Raw genomic sequence first — 20,905 nt, 5'->3', positions numbered from 1 at the left:
TCCATGTATAAGTAAAGTAAGTTCCCAAATATTACACGATTACTAGCACTTTGGAAATAAATTGGCCCCTCTTTTTTTGAGTAATATCTTCTATTTAGTAACGCATGGGCCAATGCATAAATTCTTTGTTCTCACTATATTTTATGTTAAAAAACGACATGGATTTATTTTCACCACTACGCACAAAACTAGAAACATGGTTAGACACTAGGCAACACGACCTTACCATCGACGGTATTAATAGGGAGCACTGGGCATTTGCTAAGTTCTTATTACAAGAAAAAAATGGTAAAATTAATCCATCGAATTTATTTATTTTTGAAAACTATGATGACGCAGAACAGTTCTACGAGCTTGTAAAAACGAGCTTTTCTAAAACAAAACTTGTTTTCTACCCAGGACTAGACGCGTCACCTTATTCGGGAATGTTTGCCTCTGAAAGTGCACAACTTGCCCGACACTCAGCATTAGAAAAAATTATTCGTGCTGAAAATAAAGAATTAATAGTTATCACTTCAATAGAATCTCTTGGATTAAAAGTTCCACCGGCCAACTTTTTCAATGAAACTAAAATTGAAATTAATGAATCAGATATTATTTCTCCAGATGAGTTAGCTGGAAAATTAGTTCAGCTTGGATACAGCTCTTCTTTTACAGTGGAAGAACAAGGAACATTTTCTAAAAAGGGTGAGATTTTTGACATCTACCCTGTTGGTCATCATCCAATTCGTATTCATTATTTTGATGAAATGATTGAAGAGATTTATGAAATTGATAAAGAAACTTTAAAGACTATTAAAGATAAGAAACTTGAATCAATTATCATTGCACCTGGGCCAACTATTTTTTGTGAGTCACAATACTCAAATAACTTACGAAATAATATTCCTCGCCCAAGGGCCAATCAAAGAGACTTATTAGAAAAACGTAATGATATTTTTAGCAAGCTTTCCAGTGGAATGCTTTTTGAAAATCATCCAATCTATACGCCTTTATTTTTTAATGAAAATGAAACAGCAACACTTCTCGACTACATTAACGAAAATTGGATTATTTCAATCTTTGATCGTGACAATGTTGAAGACTATTTTTCAAATTACTGTGATGACCTCGCTAGAGATTTTGAAGACTGTGAAGAGTTACTTCCAGAACCAAAATATTTTTACGACTTATCAACAATTGATCGTTTAAAAGATATCGCTTGTTTAAATCTCAATCATTTAAATATTACTGTTAACCTTGATAATGACAGTAATATCGTTGATCTTGGGTTTAGGCCTTTCAAGTCTTATATCTCTTATCACGACATTAACTACTTAGTTAAAAAAGAGTTTTTAACAGGACTCTTTAAGCATATTAAAAGTGAATTCAAATACTCCGGGAAAATTATTTTCACAATTCAAAATGAAAATTCTCGAAAAGAAATTGAACACTTAATTGAAACATTTGAAGTAGATGGTGAAATCAAGAAACGTATCGAATTTGTTCCTTTCAAATTAAGTGAAGGATTCTTCTACCCTAGTGATAAATTACTTACAATTTCAGATAGTGATTTATTTTCAATTAGAAGAGACAAGGCCAAGGTTTCAAAGATTCACGACTATGATCTCTTTGCAGAACAGCTGGCCTCTCTTAAAGAAGGTGACTTCGTAATTCACTCTAAACACGGTATCGGAAAGTACTTAGGCTTAGAAGCAATGGATATTGGTGGCTCTAAAACGGACTACCTCGTTCTTCTTTATAAAGGTAATGATAAAGTATTCGTACCAATTTATAAGATGAATCTTATTCAAAAGCATGCCGGCGGAGAACTGAATGTCAATGTCGACAGCTTAAGAACAAATAAATTCTCGGCCCTAACTTCTAGAGCACGTGAATCTATTAAGAAGTTAGCTTTTGACCTCTTAAAACTTCAGGCCGAAAGAGCATCGGCCAAGGCCTTTCAATTTTCTCCTCCAGATCATGACTTTAAAGAGTTTGAGCTTTCATTTCCTTTTAATGAAACACCAGACCAAAAGAACGCTATTGATTCTGTTATTGATAAGATGCAAGCAAGTACAGCGATGGACTTTCTAGTTTGTGGAGATGTTGGTTTTGGAAAAACAGAAGTCGCCATGCGTGCAGCTTTTAAAGCTGTTCTTGATGGTAAACAGGTTGCGGTCTTAGTTCCGACAACAGTTCTTGCGCTTCAACATTATAATTCATTTGTTAAACGCTTTGAAAAGTTCCCAGTTCGTATCGATTACCTTTCTCGTTTTAAAACAGGAAAGGATGAAAAAGAAACGAAAGAAAAATTAGAAAAAGGCGAAATTGATATTATCGTTGGTACTCATAAACTTCTAGGTAAAACCATTCGTTATAAAGACCTAGGACTTGTCATTGTTGATGAAGAACAACGCTTTGGTGTTGGCCATAAAAACCAACTTAAACTTCTAAAGTCATCAGTTGACTTCTTAACATTAACGGCAACGCCAATTCCTAGGACACTACAACTATCTTTCTTAGGACTTAAAGATCTTGCTCTTATTAAGACGGCTCCTCCTAGAAGACAGTCGATTAAGACATATGTGATTAAAGAAGATGATCACACAATCCAATCGGCAATTAATCGTGAACTAAAGCGTGGTGGCCAGGTCTTTATTGTCCACAATCGCGTACAAGATATTGAAAATTACACGGCCTATATTAGAGAACTCGTTCCTGAAGCAAAGATTGTTTTTGCTCACGGACAGATGGCAGAAAAAGAACTTGAGTCTCGTATCTCCGCTTTCTACAACGGTGCATACCAGATTCTTATTTCGACTACTATTATTGAATCAGGAATTGATATTCCAAATGCCAACACAATGATTGTTGATCGTGCTGATCGCTACGGCCTTGCACAACTTCACCAGCTGCGTGGTCGAATTGGCCGATCTGATAAGAAGGCCTACTGCTACTTTGTTGTTCCAAATAATCGCAATATTACAGAAGTTGCGGCCAAGCGACTTAAGGCCCTACAGACATATGCAGATATGGGAAGTGGTTTCCAAATTGCCAATTGTGACCTTGAAATTCGCGGTGCCGGAGATATTCTCGGCGCACACCAATCTGGACATATTGAGGCCATAGGTCTTGAACTTTATATGGAGCTTCTAACAGAAGCGATTCAAGAACTTCGTGGTGAAAAGAAAGTCATCACAAAAGATATTGAAATTAACACGCCATTTGCGGCCTTTATTCCTGCCCACTTTATTAGTGAATCAAGTGAGCGTTTAAAATATTACAAGCAATTATCAAATTCAAAATCAATTGATGAAATCACTGCTTTAAAAGAAACAATCTTTGATATCTACGGCCCAGGGCCTGAAGAATTTAATCAGCTGATTGCCATTCTCGAAGCTCGCTCGTACCTGATGCCTTGTGGCGTAAAATCAGCGCAGCTAATTGATAACACGATCGTTTTTCAATTTGATCAAAATGTCGTTGAGGCCAATGAACAGCTTCGAAATAATATTTTAAATAATTTCTTAGGAATGCCACGAAAATATCGTTTCACGCCAGACTTCAAACTGATTTTCACTAATAAAAGCACAATATCTCCGAGTGGATTAGTCGAGTTCTGTCAGGAAATTGCGGAAAAAATAGTTCCATCTTAGTGAAATTTATAAGTTTTTAAGAATTTTTGGTACAATTAGATATAGTTTAAGAATTTGATTTCTATAATTTGAAAAGGATATCTATATGTACGGTAAAATCATCTTAGTTTTACTACTTGCACTAGGACTTGAAGCTGCACCAAAGAAAGTTGTAGCTGAAGTTAATGGTCAAAAAATCACGAAGGAAGAATTAGACCAAGCATACCTACTAAATAAGTATGTTGTTTCTGATGATCCTGTAACGATGAAGAGAGTTCTTACAGACCTAATCAACAAAAAGCTAGGTGTTGAAAAGGCCAAGAAAGCAAAGCTTGATAAAGACCCTATCGTTGTTAGAAAGCTAGAAGAAGTCATCTTCAATGCTCAAGTTTCAAAAGATCTAGAAGGTGAATTCCAAAAGATTAAAGTAACAGATGCAGATGTAAAGAAATTCTATAGTGAATATCCAGAATATCGTACAGCACATATCTTACTAAGAGTAAGAGTTGCTCCATCAGAAAATGAAATTAATGCTGCTCAAAAGAAGATTTTCGAAATTCATCAGCAAGTAACTCAAGAGCCAGCTAAATTTGCTGAATTAGCTAATAAGTATTCACAATCACCAAACGCTCATACTGGTGGTGACGTAGGATATCAACCAGCTTTCTTTATGGCACCAGAGTATTTTGCGGCCATTAAGGGAAAGAAAGATGGATTTATTACACGTCCGGTTCGTACTCAACTTGGTTACCATGTAATTAAGGTTCTTGGTGTGAAAAAGTACGAAGAGATCAATATGGGCGCTTACAAGAAGTTTGTTTATGACAGGAAGCGCGATAGAATTATTGAAGATTATTTCGCAGGCTTACGTAAAAAAGCCAATATTAAAATTTTAGACAAAAATCTAAAGTAATTCAGATTAAATAATTTGCACAAGCCTCATGGGCACGATAAATTATTGTTCTATACTTCATCGATGAAAGAACAGTAATAAGAGGTGTTCATGAGGCTTTTTCTTTTTTTGGCCCTACTTTTTTCAACATTAAACTTACAAGCAAAGAATACAAAACTATTAGATAAGATTACGGCAGTAGTTGATGAACACGTCATCACAAAATCAATGATCGAGCGTGTGAAGAAATCACTTCCTATTCGCCAAAATATTTCACCATTTATCTACAAGAAAGATATGAAATATACAGATAAGGCAGTCGCAGATCTTATTATTAGAAAATACATCATTCGCTCAACTCTTGCTGAGCAGGGATATGTAATTTCAGACTCAACTGTAGAGAAAGAGATTAAGAGAAAAGAGCAAAGACTTGGGCTTAGCCGAAATGACCTTATCGCCTTCTTAAAGAAATCAAATACAAACTTTGAAGAGTTCTTTGAACTAAATAAAGAGGCCATTGAGTTTAACCACTTCAACTCAGTTGTAATCATCCCTCTTATCTCTGTCAGTGAACAAGAAATTAAGAACGAGTTCTTCAAGGAAAACGTAAATAATAAGACTGTTTCTTATCGCTATACTCTTGTGGACTTCTCAATCGATGAATCAATTGTCACAAAGAAAGACTACTCTAAATTTAAAAAGACTATGGAGTCTTTCCAAAAAGGTGGACCCCTACCAAGTAAGTACGGCTCAATTGAAACTTCAACTCTTGGTGATATCACGGCCGATGGCCTAACTGCAGAGTTACAAAAGCTTCTCAATAAAACACAAGAAGGACAATTCACTCTACCAATTAATATGATGGGTGAAACACATATCTTCTATGTAAAAACTCGTGATGTTGTTGAATCTTCTCTATTTCAAAATGCTAAGAATCGAATTAGAGCTCAACTATATGAAGCAAAAGCAAAAGAAGTTACAAGAATGTGGTTTGAACGCGAAAAAGCAAATCACTATGTAAAAACATTATAGAAGAAATGATCTATGTTACTGCTGGCCATGAAAGAGGAATAGGACTTGAAGTTTTTTTAAAAGCTTGGAGCCTTCTATCATCAAGTCAGCAGTCTAAATTCCACCTCTTTGTTGGTGAAGAATTTAAAAATCAATTACCTGCCGAATTAAATCATACACTAGTTCAAAGCCCCTATTCACATAATGCCCTTGAGCAAGCTTGTGATCTTTGTGGGCCTAATGACATTTTAGTAACCATGCCTACGACAAAGAATGAATTATTCTTTGAAGGCAAGCCTGTGTCAGGACACACTGAATACTTTCGCAAGAGATATCAAAATGAAAATCTTGTGATGTTCTTTAAGTCGTATGATGCCAATGTACTTTTAATTACCGATCACATTCCTCTTAAGGATGTGACCACAAAAATAAATCATAATCTTATTCACAACAAGATTAAGATTTGTGTTGATAATTACAAAAAATATTTTGGCCATTTAAATGATGTCATTATTTCTGGTATTAATCCACATGCCGGAGAAGGTGGTATTCTTGGTAGCGAAGAAAAAGAGATTATTAGAGCAATTAAAGAACTCGATATCGATGAAAGAATTATTGGCCCTCTACCTGCAGACGGTCTCTTTCTAAATGATAGTTTTGCAAGTGATAAGCTCTACGTCTATATGTACCACGATCAAGGTCTTGCACCATTTAAGACGATGTTTAAATCTAAGGGTGCCAATATCACCTTAGGTATGCCCTATCTTCGTCTAAGTGTTGATCACGGTACGGCCTTTGATCTCTATGGAAAAGATTGTGCCAATTATATGGGCTGCTACTATGTTTTAAAGTTAGCTTTAAAGGTTATAAAAAATGAACAATGAAATTAAAGTCGTAAAAGCACGTGTTCACAATTTAAAAGACGTCACGATTGATATTCCCAAGAATCAATTGACTGTTATTACCGGTCCTTCTGGTTCGGGAAAGAGCTCCCTCGCCTTTGATACAATCTATGCCGAAGGACAAAGACGCTATATTGAATCTCTTTCATCTTATGCAAGGCAATTTCTTGGCCAGCAGCAAGCACCAGATGTTGAATCGATCACTGGCCTTTCACCGGCCATTGCCATTGACCAGAAGACAACAAACAAGAACCCAAGATCAACAGTAGGTACTATTACTGAGGTCTATGATTATATGAGAGTACTCTTTGCTAGAGTCGGTGATCTCTACGATCCAAATAACGGTGAAAAAGTTATTAGCTACACTCCAGGACAGATCACACGTGATCTTATGGATCTACCGGAGAAAACAAAACTTCATATCACAGTAGAAATAACTGATGAAACGAAGAAGGCACTTGAACAGCAGATGGCAAAGTACCTATCGATGGGGTTTTCTCGTTTTATCGTAAATGATGAAATCATGCTTCTTGATAGTAGCGAAATAAAATCTCTTAAAGCATCTGATGAAATCCTAGTCGTTATCGATCGTATCCTTGTTAAGGCCGATATTGAAAAACGTTTAACTGATTCAGTTGAACTAGGACTTAAACTTGGTAATGGAATTATTCACGTCATGATTGATGATGAATACCATACATATTCTGAGATCAATATGTCTCACGTAACAGGAGAAGTTTTCCCTGATCTTGAACCAAGACTCTTCTCTTTCAACTCACCTGTTGGTGCTTGCGGAAAGTGTAACGGACTTGGTGAATCAAAAGAATTTGTACTTAGCGAGATTATCTTCGATGACTCTCTACCTGTTCTTAAGGGAGCAATTCCACTTTTAACTAAGAAGAATAACTTCCTTCACAAGATGGTTGAGTGCATGCTTAAAGAAGAAGGTTTTGATTTAAAACTTCCTCTTTCAAAAATGCCAAAGAAAATATTTAAAATCCTAACGGAAGGTACTGATAAGGTTTATACCTATAAGTTCAAATCAGAAAATTCTGTCTTTGAATTCTCAAAACCATTCCCTGGCCTAATCAACTGGCTCGATAAGAAGTATCAAGAATCGACTTCTGAAAGAGTGCGTTCTGAACTTGAAAAGAGTATGCGTGTTCAAAAATGTTCTGAGTGTAATGGCCGTCGTCTTAATACAATTGCCTTAAGTACGAAAGTTGGTGAAAAAAATATTATTGAACTTTGTGAAGTACCACTTAGTGAAACTTATGAATACTTTAAGGATTTAAAGCTAGAAGGTATCAAAGAAAAGATCGGTGCCAAGCTACTGATTGAAATTACTTCACGCCTTAAATTTTTAAATGATGTAGGCCTTGATTATTTAACACTTAATCGTTCAGCTGGAACTTTAAGTGGTGGTGAGTCACAACGTATTCGCCTTGCCACTCAAATTGGTTCTGCTCTTTCAGGTGTTCTCTATGTCTTAGATGAGCCTAGTATCGGACTTCATCAAAGAGATAACGTAAGACTGATTCATACATTAAAAGAGCTGCGTGATCTTGGAAATACTGTCCTCGTTGTTGAACACGATGAAGATACAATGAAGGCCAGTGACTATATCATTGATATGGGACCAGGGGCCGGTGTTCACGGTGGAGAAATTGTTGCTCATGCGACAACTAAAAATTTCTTAAAGAAGAAATCTCTTACTGCCGACTACCTAAATCACAAAGTTAAAATCGAAGTTCCTAGCGAGAGGCGCAAGCTTAATGAGTTCATCAAACTTAGAGGCGCTCAACATAATAACCTAAAGAAAGTCGACGTGGACTTTCCGCTTGGAGGACTCGTTTGTATCAGTGGTGTATCTGGTTCGGGAAAATCAACTCTAGTACACGAAGTTCTCATTCCTGCAGTAAAGAGTAAATTAACTCGCATTAACCGCTCAATATATGAAAAGGCCAATTACAAATCAATTACTGGCCTAGAAAAAATCAAAACTGTTATTGAATTAGACCAATCACCTATTGGCCGTACACCTCATTCAAACCCTGCAACTTACTCAGGTCTATTTGATGATGTAAGAAAGCTATTTGCCGCAACAAGTGAATCACAAATTCGCGGCTATAAGCCAGGACGCTTTAGCTTCAATGTTAAAGGTGGGCGCTGTGAAGAGTGTGAAGGAAATGGAACTCAAAAAATTGAGATGCACTTTCTACCAGATGTTTATGTAACTTGTAATGAATGTAATGGACGTCGTTATAATAATGAAACTCTTTCTGTTCTCTACAAAGGAAAGTCAGTCGCTGACATTCTTGAGATGACAATTGAAGAAGGATACGAATTCTTCAAGAACCACCGAAGACTTGGTAAAATTCTAAAGACCATGAATGATGTCGGTCTTGGATATATGACTCTTGGTCAACCAGCTACAACACTTTCTGGTGGAGAGGCGCAAAGACTAAAGCTGGCAAGAGAGCTTGCAAAGTCAACGAAAGGTCATACTCTCTATGTTCTTGATGAGCCTACAACAGGTCTTCATTTTGAAGATATTAAGGTTCTTATGAAAGCAATCAATGAACTTGTTGAAAGCGATAACTCTGTTCTTATTATTGAACACAATCTAGATGTACTTAAAGTCGCTGACCAAATAATTGATCTCGGCCCTGAAGGTGGACACCGAGGTGGAACAATTGTGGGTACAGGAACACCGGAAGAGATTGCGAAAATTAAGACGTCACATACTGGTAAATTTTTAAAGGAAATTCTGAAGTGATAAATGGTTTTGAAGAATTTTATAATTTAAAGGATAAGAATCTTATTAAAGATGATTACTGTATCGCTGAAACAGAAAAGGTTGTTTGCAAAGCACTTCGTTCTAATCACGAAGTTGAAAAGATCATTGCGACTCAAGAATTCTATGATGCCAACAAAGAATTAATCGATCAAAACTGTAAGCATGTTTTAATAAAAGATAAGAAAGAGCTAGAAGAAATCACTGGCTTTAAACTCCATCATGGAATACTTGCTAAGGTTAGAACTAATGGCCTTAAAAAGATTGATGAGCTTGGCGACAAGATTCTTATCTTTAACGGTGTTACGTCACCTGAAAATGTTGGAACGATGACGAGAGCAGCAATGGCCTTTGGATTTGATAATATTATTTATGATGCGAAGAGTGCTTCTCCCTATCTAAGACGTTGTATTAGAGTATCAATGGGAAATGCATTTGAAGCGAATATATGTAAGTCACTTAACATTATTGAAGACATTTCTTTACTTCAACAACTTGGTTATTCAGTTTGTGCTACGGCCAACGAAGAGGGTGCCTTACCGATTACAGACTTTAAGTATCCGCAAAAAGTTGCCTTAATTATTGGAAATGAGGGTAATGGTATGGATCGTGAAGTTATTGACGCTTGCGATAAAAAACTCTTTATACCTATTACAAATTATGTGGCGCACTTAAATGCTGCGAGTGCAGCTTCAATTTTTCTTTATCATTCGATCTTTTAATTAGATTTTTATTTATCTTTATTAACCTGACATTGGTGATGATAGTCTATAACTTAGGCCCATAAGCTCATCACCACACACCGATAGAGTTTGTATCTTTTTCGTTTTTTTCCAATAAAAAAGGCCACTGTCGTAGTGGCCTTTTCTTTTACTATATTTTCAAAATTAATTAGTCGATTGATTTAAGAAGCGTCGCCATTTCAATTGCAGACATCGCAGCTTCCCAACCTTTGTTTCCAGCTTTTGTTCCTGCTCTTTCAATCGCTTGCTCAATTGTATCAACTGTAAGAACACCAAAAGTTACAGGAACTCCTGTCTCAAGTGATACTTTTGAAATCCCTTTAGCAACTTCATTTGAAACAAAGTCAAAGTGTGGAGTTGATCCACGAATAACAGCACCAAGAGTAATGACAGCATCATATTTTTTAGAAGCTGCAAGTCTTTGAGCAATTAGAGGAATTTCGAAGGCACCTGGTACCCAAGCAATATCCATTTCATCAACGTTTCCGTCGTGTCTTTTAATGCAATCAATTGCACCACCTAATAGTTTGCTTGTAATTAGTTCGTTAAAACGTCCAGCTACAACAGCAAATTTCTTTCCAGATGCATTTAAGTTACCTTCTAGATTTCTAGGCATGTGTTTCTCCTAAATTTTCAGCACTTTCACCAAGTGCTTCTTTTCTATATTTAATTAAGTCTTTAATCGTTACAAATTTTAAACCGTGCTCTTGGGCAATCTTAGCAAGCTCAGGAGCTTTGGCCATTGTTCCATCTGCACTCATGATTTCACAGATAACACCTGCCGGATAACAACCAGCAATGCGGGCCATATCAACAGCGGCTTCAGTGTGGCCATCTCTTTCAAGAACTCCACCGTCTTTTGCAATCAGTGGAAAAATATGACCTGGCCTCATAAAGCTATCGGCCGTTGAATTCTTATTAGCAAGAAGTGAAATCGTAAGGGCGCGATCTTGGCACGAGATTCCTGTTCCACCATTTGCAGCATCAATAGAAACAGTGAATGCTGTGTGATGTACTGAATCGTTTTCTTTCACCATAAGTGGAAGATCTAATTCATTGGCACGCTCTTTCGTGATTGGTGCGCAAATTAACCCGCGTCCAATCGTGGCCATAAAGTTGATTGCTTCAGGTGTGATACGATCTGCCGCCATAACAAAGTCACCTTCGTTTTCACGATCTTCATCATCAATTACAATGACCATCTTCCCAAGACGAATATCTTCAATGGCCTCTTCAATTTTATCAAATTTAATCATTTAGAAATGACTCCAAATTTTGTGTGCTTGCTCCATTACTACGTCTAGCACCGTTAAAAAGCAAGTTTTCTATATATTTTCCCAGGATATCCACTTCAATATTCACCAAACTCTGAACACTGCGATTTCTTAAAACTGTGTTCTCCCAAGTATGTGGAATAATAGATAGCTGGAATGACGAATCGGCCTTAAAGACGTCCGCCACAGTTAGTGAAATCCCATCAATTGTTATTGATCCTTCTTTCACAATATATTTCATTTGCTTTGAATTCACTTTAATTGTCACAAGGTAATTGTTCCCGCGACTTTGAATTTGAACAATTTGTCCAACATCATTGACGTGACCTTGAACGATGTGACCACCTAGTCGATCACTTGCACGAAGAGCAAGCTCTAGATTCACCTCTTCACCAGACCTAAGACTTCCAAGAGTCGTCTTCTCCAAACTCGTATGTACTGTTTGCACAACAAAAGTAGAGTCCGTAATTTTCACGGCCGTCTGGCATGCACCATTGATTGCAACTGAATCATCAATGGCAATTTCAGGGAGAAGCTCTTTACAGCTTACTTCAATAAGTTTCCCCTCAGCATTAGAGCGTACACTCACAACTTTTCCAATTTCTTTAACTAGTCCAGTAAACACTATGACCTCGTATCAATCTCAAACATTGCTTGAGATCCTATATTTTTAACTTCTACATTTTTAAAATTTAAAGCATCGGCCATGGAATCAAGTTGTTCATCATAGTAACCAATACCATTCCCTAAAATTTTCGGGGCCACAAAGATTGTCATCTTATCAGCAAGTTGCTTTTTCAATATTGTCGAGGCAAGCATACCGCCACCTTCAACCAGAATTGATTGAACACCAATGGCCTTTAGTTGTGCCATGGCATCTTCGATAACAATTTCATTATTCTCACACTTAGCAAATACAATGCGAATCTGCTTTTCAGTAAAAAACTTCACGACATCATCTGGCGCAGATTGATAGTCTGCTCCCGTTGTCACGATAATCGTTTTCTTCGTGTGCTGGTCATTAAAGACTTTTGAAAGTGGGTCCATCTTTGAAATCGAACCCATTACAATTCGATATGGAATTTTGCCACTATCATCAAGACCAAAACGAATATTTAAACTTGGATCGTCATTATTAAGAGTCTTGCGACCAACCATGACACCGTCATATCTCTTTCTAAAAGCGTGAACCATCTTGCGAGCGCTTTCGTCTGTAATCCACTTTGAGTCACCTGTCATCGTCGAAAGCTTACCATCAAGAGTTTGCGCAAGTTTAAGATGAACAAACGGAAGATTGCTTTGCATCGATTTAAAAAAGATGCGGTTAAGCTCTTTCGATTCTTCTTCAAGGACGCCAACTTTGCACTCTAACCCCGCCGCTTCTAAAATCTTAATTCCATTGCCAGCAACTTGTGGATTTGGATCAAGACAAGCAACAACAACACGAGCAAAACCGTGTTTTAAAAGTTCGTGCGCACATGGAGGAGTTCTTTTATTCGTGTGACAACAAGGCTCAAGCGTTACATAAATAGTTGCGCCCTTAAGTTCGCCCTTTTGTTCTTCGGCAACATCAGCAATTGCTTCAGGTTCTGCATGTGGAAGCCCGGCCTTCTTATGCCAACCTTTTCCAAGTACAATTCCATCCTTTACAATAACAGCACCAACCATCGGATTGGGAGAAGTTGTTCCCTCACCCAATTTCGCTAGATTAAGCGCCATTTGCATATAAGCAATATCTCTAGAAGCCTGATTTTCCATGCCTTTTCATAACATATATGGCCATAACTCGCACTCATAAATTCAGAACGTTGGTACTTTTAACACAATAAGGCCACATGCTTCGAACATAGGCCAAACAAATATAATATCAGACACTTATACACTGTCAGACTTCTTTACACCCTATAAATAAATTTCACTAAGAAGCAATAATTCTCAAATATTAGCTAAATTAGATTTATGAACAAGTTAATCGCACCACTTATTTTAATCTTAGCCTTCTCGATGGCCTCATGCTCAAAGGATGCCCAGAAGCTCTTAAGCACCAACACGCCAAGTACAACGCAGTTGGAACCAACAGATGGTCATTCAGACAAGGTCATTCTTAATGCCAAGGTTGGAAATTTCTGCGAAGGCCATGACTGCCCAGATGGGATTGTTGCGGTTAAAACAAACGACAAATCAGTAACTTGTGCCGGAATTGTTCAATCAGCAACAGAAGTTCTGATCTCACAAAACTGCGCCGAAGCTAACAATACATTTCACGTCCAAACAACGGCCGGTGAGATCATCAAGGTCGAGTCTGTTGAAGAGACTCTATCCAACGAATTTGATGACAAAGTACTAAAGCTCACAACTTCTAAAGAAATTGAAACTCAAGCATCAATCTCAATTCCAGATGCTGAAAATCAAACTGTAGAACTACTAAGCTTTGATAAATTTGGAGTCCTTACAAAACAAAGCTGTGAACTTACATACGCTTCACTTGCCTACGCGAACTCATTCGACAACGAGTCCCAACTTCTTAACATCAAAAATTGTGATGGTGTAAAAGACGGCTCACTCATTTCTCAAGACGGAAATGTTATTGGTTTTCTAACTAAGAAGCATGAAGAGATTGCGTTGTATGAGGGTGTTAGTCTTGAGGGTATTTATTTTAAAACCAATATATTAAATAAAATTGACAAGATTAGCCTAAGCCTAATATCAGAGGATGCCTTCATATTTGGTTATCTTGCAGCCTCTTATCCTCTTAATGATGCTGATAATGTTCAAGAAACTATATCTTTCAATGAGAAGACGATGGAGTTTAAAACAACTTTAAAATGTTACAAAAATATGAACTTCGAAGCAGAGGATAAATTATTTAAGCTAAAGCTCGATAATCGTATTTTAGAGTTTAATAATGAGTCTGTTCTTATTGATAAACTGATAGCATCATATATACCTAAATCTAAAGTTAACATACCTCTTAGAAGTGGAATACAGCAGAAATATAAAGATTATAATTATTTGAAATACTATGGAAACATTAACAATCTAGAAAAGCATTATGTTAAGAACCCATTCACTGGTGATGTAATTAATCAGACATATAAACTACCTAAGAATAATAGTGAATTTATAAAATTGGACATTTGTAAATAAAAAGAGCGAAAATTCTCCGCTCTTTTTAAAGTGAATTAATAATTAAAATCTTTGAACTTGAAATTTTTAAATTTAACGCCCATTTTAATTCTTCTTTCCAACATTCTAGTTCCCATATTTTTTAAACTCTTTTTAATATTCGAAGAATAATCTAGGACTTCAATTTGTTTGTCTTGATACTCATCAATTAATTCAATGCTTTTAACGCTAAGAATGCGTTCTCTAGTTTTAAGTATCCACCTATTATTAGTTGAATCAAAATCAAAATCACCTGACTTAAGCAACGTTCTGCTTGATAAGTCTAAATATAAAGAATCATTGTTTTTAATATCAATAATACTTGGCAATTTTCTTAAAGTATCAACATCTCCAATTACGCCCGACTTTCCAGCGGGAGCGAGAGTATCAGTTCCACCAATAACACCGCCATTCGCATATACTGAAAAAATCGCAAAGATTATAATTACATATTTCATATTAACTCCTAATTAATTTTTCTTACTAAGCTACTAACAAAGAATACATCTTCACCACGGTTGTCCGGTGATAACATAATTTTTCTAACATTATATGAGAACTCTGATGCAAGTTGTTTTAACTCATCTTTTACTTTCTTAGCATCAACTGACTGATAACAAATATCTGCCTTACTTGCGAGTGGATCACCATGAACTCTAACCTCTGTTAACATTTCACTATAAACTAAGTTAGTTAAAGACAATGTGGCTTCTGTATCTATACGCTGAAGCTCGTCTGAGTGATAAAATCTACCATCTTTATTCTTCAAAACACCATCTGACGCTAATTTCATAAAAATTTTATGACCATGTCTACCATACTCTTGAAGTACTTCATTCTCACTTAAGCCATAGTAAGTTGAAGCTTTAATCATCATCTTATAAGTAGATTCATCTTTGAAATACTGTATTTCATTTCCAGTAATTGTGTTCTGTGTTTGAACTTCATAGAAATGCCCATACAAACTCTCATGGACCTCAGGGAAGTATTCCCTCACGAACTCTGCAGTCTCTTTTTTTGAGCACAGGCCATTGAGGACTGTGACACAAATGTCGAGGCCAGGGTTTTTAACATCGCCCATTTCTAGGCGGTGAAATGTAGAAGGTGGAAGTCCAAGCCTTCTAGCAATTTGATTGCTACTTAAGCGGGAATGCTCTTTTTTGTACTTTCTGATCTTGTCCCGCAAAACTTCGTTTACCGAAGGTCTTTCTAGAAAAACCTTATCCATTTTGCTCTCCTCTCTCTATATTTTCCCAAAGTTGTTTAGTAGTTCTTCATACACCAGAATCCAATAGAATTTATGAACACTGTAAAAACTATTAATAAAACTTATTGTTAAGTATTTGATGAGACATAAATAAAATTTCATAAGTGAAATTTCTCGATTTTTTCAAAAATGAAATGAATCATTTCAATGTGGAATAAGAAAGCGCTAAATCTTTGTAAATACGAAGCACTCATTATAAAATAAATACATAGAGTTTAATAAACTACTGAAATCACGAAAAGGACCCGCGTACCTTATGCTTGCATTGGCCACTATTTTCTTCGTTAATTACTATATTTTGGCCATGAAGAAGGGCCAAAGATTCGAGATCTCTCTCCCAATTATCTTGATCAACACATTCTTTATCGCTGGCTACTATGTAGCAAACAGCTTAACTGGTACAGGTGTAAATGAAGTCGTAAAGTTTCAACTACTAACAAGTTGGGAAGGTACAGGTTACGGAGAATTCATACCGCAATTACTACTGGGCCTACTCTATATCCTTATAACAATGGTTCTCGTATTTATTGCAAGTAAGAAGGCGACAACTAAGAATAATTATTTTGTAACAATAGTTGGACTTATCGCTATTTTGATCAACCCAACAACTAGTGACTTCTATGAGTGGTTTAGGCCATATACTCATTTTGCTGAAATCGATTCAATCAGTATTTCAAAGTTAAAGAATAATTCAAAAGTCGTGCTCTCTGAAAAACCAAAGAGCTTCATCTATATTTACGCAGAAAGTTTTGAAAGAACATTTTTTAATGAAGAGATCTTTCCTGGCCTAGTAACAGAACTAAAAAAGAAAGATTCTACTTATCTCGACTTCACAAATGTAGAACAAGTCTACGGTACAGGTTCAACAATGATGGGAATGGTTGCCTCACAATGTGGTGTCTTTTCCGTTCCTTCAATTACTGGCGATTTCATGGGAGGTATTAGCTGCCTTGGAAATAAGTTACAAGATGCAGGATATGATCTTCACTATATACAAGGTGGAGCCTTAGACTTTGCAGGTACAAGAGAGTTCTATACTAATCATGGCTTCAAAAATCTTACTGGTATTAGCTTTTTTAAAGAAAAATATAAAGAAGATAAGTACTTTAGCCAGTGGGGTGTTTATGATGAGTACTTACTTAAAGAAAGCTTTCAAAGATATCAAAAATTAAAAAGTGAAAATAAACCATTTGGCCTATTCTTAGTTACACTTGATACGCATTATCCAAAGGGACACAAGTCACCTTTATGTGATTTGAAATATGAAGATGGTAAGAACCCATACTTAAATGCAATTAAGTGTTCTGATAGCAATATTGCTAGTTTCATCAGACAGGTACTTGAAGAAGATAATGGTGAAACACTAATCATATTAGCTTCTGACCACTTGGCCCTAAAAACAACTGCGAGTCATCTACTTAAAAGTATCCCACGCAGAAATTTGTTACGTTTCTATAATTTAGAAAAACAGAATGTGAATAATCTCAAGCCTGCTTCTACCCTCGACATAGGAACAACTCTTTTACATGCTCTTGGAATCAGGGATCAATTAGGCGTGGGAGTGAATCTTTTTTCAAATGAAAAAACACTAATTGAACGCTACGAAAGAAAAACAAATAACTTTCTAAGAAGTCTTACTCCTAAAATAGAGGAAGCATCACTCACTAGCAGAAAGTAGTTTTCTCTTTGTTGAATTTAAATTCAAAAAACGATTTTCACTAAAGATAATGTAATCCATTTTGTCCCAAAGCTTCGCTGTAATTTCTGGCTTATCGGAAATAGGATTCTCTTCTTTTGGGTCCATCATTAGATTAAAAAGTAACTTTCTATCAGACTTCTTCTGCCATACTAATTTGTAAGGCCACTCAACAGCTGCAAGTGTAACACCATTATATGGTTGAACGAGTAAAGCAGTTGATCCCTGCTCATTAAGCATTGATACACCGGCCGTTTCGATTTTTTCTGAAATCCCCATTAAGTCTAAAACTGTTGGTAGGATATCAACTTGTGAAAAGGTTTTTTCTTTAATAACTTGAGGAGCAATTTCGCCTTTCCATATAGCTAGAAAAGGAATCTTAAAGAACTCTTGAAAGTAAGATGTTTGTGCATCATAGAATCCATGTTCACCATTAGGATAACTATGATCGGCCGTAATTATGATTAGCGAGTTATCATATAAACCATTTGCTTTTAATTCCTTAATTAAAGTCCCTAGATACTTATCTGATACATTTAAAGAATTAAGAAATGCTTCTTCTTTCGATCTTTGTTCAGGGAATAGTTCACGCTGTTCTTTTGGAACATTACCAAATTTCATATGATGAGATACCGTATGAATTGTAGCAAAAATCGGTTTATTACTCTTTGATGTAATATTCTTAATGTTTTTTACAAATTGCTTATAAGAAATATCATCTTGCACACCCCAGCCCCAAACATTGTGTGTTTTTTCATAATCCGTCATTTGTGACATATCTGTTTTACGGACGTGATCAAAGCCAATATCCAGCATGAAGTTATGAGTATTATCAAAACTCAAATCTTGAAAACATTTGTGAAAGTACGATTGATAACCAATTTCAGAAAATACTTTTGGTAGGCATTTTATCAAAGTATTATCGAGTTGATATGAAGCTTTACCTCTAATAAGAGGTACTTGAGAACAATATGTTGCAAATTGTCCTTTAACTGTTTGAACTGAGTTTCCATAAAAATCATCAATTGATAGACCTTCTTTTAACAATGAATTAAAGACTGGAGTAATCTCTTTTCCGCTCTTCGTTTTCTTATTGATATAGAGGCCATTAAAGGATTCCATTGAAACTAAAATAATATTTGGTTTTCTCACTTCTTGAAAATGAGATGATATCTCTCTTTCTACCTTATAAGTATGTTTTGCTTCTAGTGGCCTAAATGATTCCACGACAGACTTCACTGAATATGAAATTTCTCCAAATGGATATGGTAGAGCAAAAATCAACGCAAGGTATGAAGTAAGTAGCCCTAGTCCTTTCAAAGGACTTATTTGATTTTTAAGATTAAAGATCTTGAATTTAAATTGTGCAAAAAGAAGTAGTGGAACAAGTGCTAAAGTCTCGTAAAAATCTTTAAGCTTCATTGTATTTAGAATTACATCTCCACTGGCAGCATTAAATGTTTCTCTGAAATTTGAAATGAAAACCACTAAGTCAAAGCTTGTCTTCACTCGAAAATGATATTTACCTGCAATATAGTATAAGCAAATTAGAAAAATACTTAGTAGTACACGAAGAAATGCTGGCTTCACAAGCTTATTGATTGCTTCACTGTAGAGGTATATTAAACCAAAGCCTACAGCTATAACCAAATAGTCTGTAAGATGCAGCGAATTATACAAACGCCACTTTAAAATTAGCCATGTATTAAAGTAAAAATATAGAAACCAAAGTGCTTTTGTAGTGAAGAACATAGTTAACTATCTTAACACTTTCTTAACATAGAAAAAAGAGTGCAATAAAATCAAAAGCTTAACGTTTTTTATTGCGAATAGTTAAAATACTTATCTACTACGAGAAGAGAAATTAATAACTCTCTGCGTTCATTTTTAAATTGTTCAACCCACTCGTGTGCATTCTTGATTATGACCTTCGCTTCTTCTGGATTTTCAATATAATATTGAATTTTCTCAGGAAGATCTGAGTAGTCGTCTTTTACTTCAACGTAGTGTTTGCCCGCAACTAGCCTTCCTTCCATGAACCAAGTCTCATATTTTGGTTTAGAAAGAATACAAAGAGAGTTTGATGACATCGCCCATTTTAAGTTAGTGGCAACATCATTACCTTCTAAGCAAATAATGAACTTATATTTAAGTTGATCTTCAATCGATAGAAACTCTTTCTCCCAAGGGTTCCCCTCAATAGGAGAAACTTGACCGATATTACAAAGAGGATGGTTATAGAATTTTTCCACGACCTGCTTTCTTTGAGGAACTAGAGCTGCACCTCTCCAAACGGCCATGTCTTTTTTTTCATCAAAAGAAAGGGTGTCATTAATAAAATTAAAATGCCTAACTTTGTTCAGTTTTAAAACGATAGAGTTATCGTTATTTGATACAGGTCTACTTTTAATAAAAGTTGGAAGTTCTGGAACATAAGTCACATCTCCTGCTTCATATCGAAACCTTAGCTCTTGTGAAAAATGTCTAATTATATCCAAGATATCAAAGAAGTAAGTTGTTCCTTCATACTTCTTAAAATTCTTAATCTTTAAAGTACGAGGAATATTTTTTTCTTTTTTAAATTCGTTTTCTGATTCAGGAAGCGTAAACGAGCTCGTTAATTTATTATAATAATTTACGCGATCTTCAATATAAGTGTCTTTTGAACTTTCGTAAGCCTTAAGTATATTACTGGCCTTGTTTCTGTACCAACAATTTGGCACTAAAAACTTTAAAGCATTCTTTAGATAATATACTTGCTTCATATGATCTCTATAGCATTCCGAAGGTTTTTCTAAGCCTTAAATTAATAACGTTAAAGAAGGCTTCAAAAATAATTCCACCACCCATTTTTGATTGCCCATCACGACGCTCATAAAAGATAATTGGAACTTCCTTAACCGATAGGCCCTTGGCCCACACTTTATAATTAAGCTCTAGTTGAAAGATATAACCATTAGAGATGATTCCATCTAGGTTTAAAGCTTGAAGTGCTTTTCTAGAAAAACATTTAAATCCACCAGTTGTGTCCTGAACAGGAATTCCTGTCATAAAACGCGTATAAATTGAAGCGCAGTAAGAAAGAAGTAATCTTCTAAATGGCCAATTGATAATTCTGATCCCATCAATGTAGCGAGAGCCAATTACAAGATCATTTTCTTGGGCTGCCGCCAATAAATCTTTTACAGAATCAGGATCGTGAGAAAAGTCACAGTCCATTTCAAAGACAAAATCAAATTCTCTTTCTAGGGCCCATTTAAATCCTGTGATATAGGCCGTCCCTAAACCAAGCTTTCCTTTTCTCTCGATGATGTGAAGATTTGAATTTGTTTCCATTTTCTTTTTCACAACATCTGCCGTTCCATCAGGAGATCCATCTTCAATAATTAAGAGAGATACTTCTGGGTATTTCTCAAAAATTGTATCGATCATGCGTTCGATATTCATGATCTCATTGTATGTTGGAATGATAATTAACGACTTGTTCCAAGGAAGTTGATTCACTGATTTCTCCATAATTTCTTAGGGATTCAAGATAGCG

Annotated in this window: 16 protein-coding genes and 1 pseudogene; 8 read left to right on the top strand and 9 right to left on the bottom strand. The window is 35.8% G+C overall.

Translation table 11 applies throughout. From position 1 onward, the window contains the following. Positions 1–158: 158 nt before the first annotated feature. The 6 genes from mfd (at position 159) to ABMA79_RS13615 (ending at position 9,941) form a co-directional block, all read left to right on the top strand. On the top strand, positions 159–3,638 hold the full coding sequence (mfd, locus tag ABMA79_RS13640) for a transcription-repair coupling factor (RefSeq protein WP_393093290.1): 3,480 nt from the start codon (positions 159–161) through the stop codon (positions 3,636–3,638). An 85-nt stretch (positions 3,639–3,723) separates the two neighbouring features. After that, a complete protein-coding gene (locus ABMA79_RS13635; RefSeq protein WP_392861307.1) occupies positions 3,724–4,530 on the top strand; it encodes a peptidylprolyl isomerase in 807 nt (268 codons plus the stop codon). A gap of 90 nt (positions 4,531–4,620) precedes the next feature. Continuing rightward, positions 4,621–5,541: a hypothetical protein gene (locus ABMA79_RS13630; RefSeq protein WP_393093287.1), complete on the top strand. Its 921-nt coding sequence runs from the start codon at positions 4,621–4,623 to the stop codon at positions 5,539–5,541. 5 nt (positions 5,542–5,546) lie between these two features. Next, the gene (locus ABMA79_RS13625) at positions 5,547–6,404 is read left to right on the top strand and encodes a PdxA family protein (protein ID WP_393093284.1); all 858 of its coding nucleotides are present in this window, start codon (positions 5,547–5,549) and stop codon (positions 6,402–6,404) included. After that, positions 6,394–9,201, top strand: a complete 2,808-nt coding sequence (uvrA, locus tag ABMA79_RS13620) for an excinuclease ABC subunit UvrA (RefSeq protein WP_393093281.1) — start codon at positions 6,394–6,396, stop codon at positions 9,199–9,201. Before ABMA79_RS13625 ends, uvrA begins: the two co-directional genes overlap by 11 nt. Next, positions 9,198–9,941, top strand: a complete 744-nt coding sequence (locus tag ABMA79_RS13615; protein WP_392861314.1) for a TrmH family RNA methyltransferase — start codon at positions 9,198–9,200, stop codon at positions 9,939–9,941. Before uvrA ends, ABMA79_RS13615 begins: the two co-directional genes overlap by 4 nt. A gap of 169 nt (positions 9,942–10,110) precedes the next feature. On the opposite strand, the gene ribE is transcribed toward ABMA79_RS13615, so the two are convergent. The 4 genes and pseudogenes from ribE to ribD form a co-directional block, all read right to left on the bottom strand. Next, complete coding sequence (gene ribE / locus ABMA79_RS13610) at positions 10,111–10,578, bottom strand: 6,7-dimethyl-8-ribityllumazine synthase (protein ID WP_392861316.1); 468 nt, start codon at positions 10,576–10,578, stop codon at positions 10,111–10,113. Positions 10,579–10,618: 40 nt separating this feature from the next. Then, positions 10,619–11,218 (bottom strand): annotated as a pseudogene (gene ribB / locus ABMA79_RS13605) (3,4-dihydroxy-2-butanone-4-phosphate synthase); the annotation flags it as partial. Next, a complete protein-coding gene (locus ABMA79_RS13600) occupies positions 11,211–11,861 on the bottom strand; it encodes a riboflavin synthase (protein ID WP_392861318.1) in 651 nt (216 codons plus the stop codon). The pseudogene ribB and the gene ABMA79_RS13600, both read right to left, overlap by 8 nt. After that, entirely contained in the window at positions 11,861–12,994 is a 1,134-nt protein-coding gene (gene ribD / locus ABMA79_RS13595) for a bifunctional diaminohydroxyphosphoribosylaminopyrimidine deaminase/5-amino-6-(5-phosphoribosylamino)uracil reductase RibD (RefSeq protein WP_393093278.1), read from the bottom strand. The genes ABMA79_RS13600 and ribD overlap by 1 nt, the downstream gene beginning before the upstream one ends. 201 nt (positions 12,995–13,195) lie before the next feature. On the opposite strand from ribD, the gene ABMA79_RS13590 reads away from it, so the two are divergent. Continuing rightward, positions 13,196–14,383, top strand: a complete 1,188-nt coding sequence (locus ABMA79_RS13590) for a hypothetical protein (protein WP_393093275.1) — start codon at positions 13,196–13,198, stop codon at positions 14,381–14,383. Between the two features lie 35 nt (positions 14,384–14,418). Here ABMA79_RS13590 and ABMA79_RS13585 read toward each other — a convergent pair whose 3' ends face one another. Both ABMA79_RS13585 and ABMA79_RS13580 read right to left on the bottom strand, forming a co-directional pair. Continuing rightward, positions 14,419–14,859: a hypothetical protein gene (locus ABMA79_RS13585; protein ID WP_393093273.1), complete on the bottom strand. Its 441-nt coding sequence runs from the start codon at positions 14,857–14,859 to the stop codon at positions 14,419–14,421. Between the two features lie 8 nt (positions 14,860–14,867). Next, positions 14,868–15,629, bottom strand: coding sequence for a hypothetical protein (locus ABMA79_RS13580; RefSeq protein ID WP_393061674.1), 762 nt, complete (start codon positions 15,627–15,629; stop codon positions 14,868–14,870). Between the two features lie 295 nt (positions 15,630–15,924). On the opposite strand from ABMA79_RS13580, the gene ABMA79_RS13575 reads away from it, so the two are divergent. Beyond that, the gene (locus ABMA79_RS13575; RefSeq protein WP_393093270.1) at positions 15,925–17,346 is read left to right on the top strand and encodes a sulfatase-like hydrolase/transferase; all 1,422 of its coding nucleotides are present in this window, start codon (positions 15,925–15,927) and stop codon (positions 17,344–17,346) included. Here ABMA79_RS13575 and ABMA79_RS13570 read toward each other — a convergent pair. The 3 genes from ABMA79_RS13570 to ABMA79_RS13560 all read right to left on the bottom strand — a co-directional run bounded on the left by ABMA79_RS13570 (position 17,326) and on the right by ABMA79_RS13560 (position 20,868). After that, positions 17,326–19,014, bottom strand: a complete 1,689-nt coding sequence (locus ABMA79_RS13570) for an LTA synthase family protein (protein ID WP_393093267.1) — start codon at positions 19,012–19,014, stop codon at positions 17,326–17,328. The genes ABMA79_RS13575 and ABMA79_RS13570 overlap by 21 nt on opposite strands. A gap of 170 nt (positions 19,015–19,184) precedes the next feature. After that, positions 19,185–20,129 (bottom strand): glycosyl transferase family 90, encoded by a 945-nt coding sequence (locus ABMA79_RS13565; protein WP_393093264.1) that lies wholly within the window; start codon positions 20,127–20,129, stop codon positions 19,185–19,187. A gap of 7 nt (positions 20,130–20,136) precedes the next feature. After that, positions 20,137–20,868 carry a polyprenol monophosphomannose synthase gene (locus tag ABMA79_RS13560; protein WP_393093263.1) on the bottom strand — a complete coding sequence of 244 codons (732 nt, stop codon included), beginning with the start codon at positions 20,866–20,868 and terminating at the stop codon, positions 20,137–20,139. Positions 20,869–20,905: the final 37 nt, after the last annotated feature.

The organism is Halobacteriovorax sp. HFRX-2_2 (genome assembly GCF_043196705.1).
Taxonomy (GTDB): domain Bacteria; phylum Bdellovibrionota; class Bacteriovoracia; order Bacteriovoracales; family Bacteriovoracaceae; genus Halobacteriovorax_A.
The sequence above is the reverse complement of the archived record's forward strand: the minus strand, read 5'-3'. Positions and strand labels throughout refer to the sequence as shown.

Excerpts from the sequence above, each read along its gene's own strand:
- ribD (WP_393093278.1), bottom strand. The coding sequence starts at position 12,994 with ATGGAAAATCAGGCTTCTAGAGATATTGCTTATATGCAAATGGCGCTT.
- ABMA79_RS13580 (WP_393061674.1), bottom strand. The coding sequence starts at position 15,629 with ATGGATAAGGTTTTTCTAGAAAGACCTTCGGTAAACGAAGTTTTGCGG.
- ABMA79_RS13565 (WP_393093264.1), bottom strand. The coding sequence starts at position 20,129 with ATGAAGCAAGTATATTATCTAAAGAATGCTTTAAAGTTTTTAGTGCCA.
- ABMA79_RS13625 (WP_393093284.1), top strand. The coding sequence starts at position 5,547 with ATGATCTATGTTACTGCTGGCCATGAAAGAGGAATAGGACTTGAAGTT.
- ABMA79_RS13635 (WP_392861307.1), top strand. The coding sequence starts at position 3,724 with ATGTACGGTAAAATCATCTTAGTTTTACTACTTGCACTAGGACTTGAA.
- uvrA (WP_393093281.1), top strand. The coding sequence starts at position 6,394 with ATGAACAATGAAATTAAAGTCGTAAAAGCACGTGTTCACAATTTAAAA.
- ABMA79_RS13575 (WP_393093270.1), top strand. The coding sequence starts at position 15,925 with ATGCTTGCATTGGCCACTATTTTCTTCGTTAATTACTATATTTTGGCC.
- ribE (WP_392861316.1), bottom strand. The coding sequence starts at position 10,578 with ATGCCTAGAAATCTAGAAGGTAACTTAAATGCATCTGGAAAGAAATTT.
- ABMA79_RS13590 (WP_393093275.1), top strand. The coding sequence starts at position 13,196 with ATGAACAAGTTAATCGCACCACTTATTTTAATCTTAGCCTTCTCGATG.
- mfd (WP_393093290.1), top strand. The coding sequence starts at position 159 with ATGGATTTATTTTCACCACTACGCACAAAACTAGAAACATGGTTAGAC.
- ABMA79_RS13630 (WP_393093287.1), top strand. The coding sequence starts at position 4,621 with ATGAGGCTTTTTCTTTTTTTGGCCCTACTTTTTTCAACATTAAACTTA.
- ABMA79_RS13585 (WP_393093273.1), bottom strand. The coding sequence starts at position 14,859 with ATGAAATATGTAATTATAATCTTTGCGATTTTTTCAGTATATGCGAAT.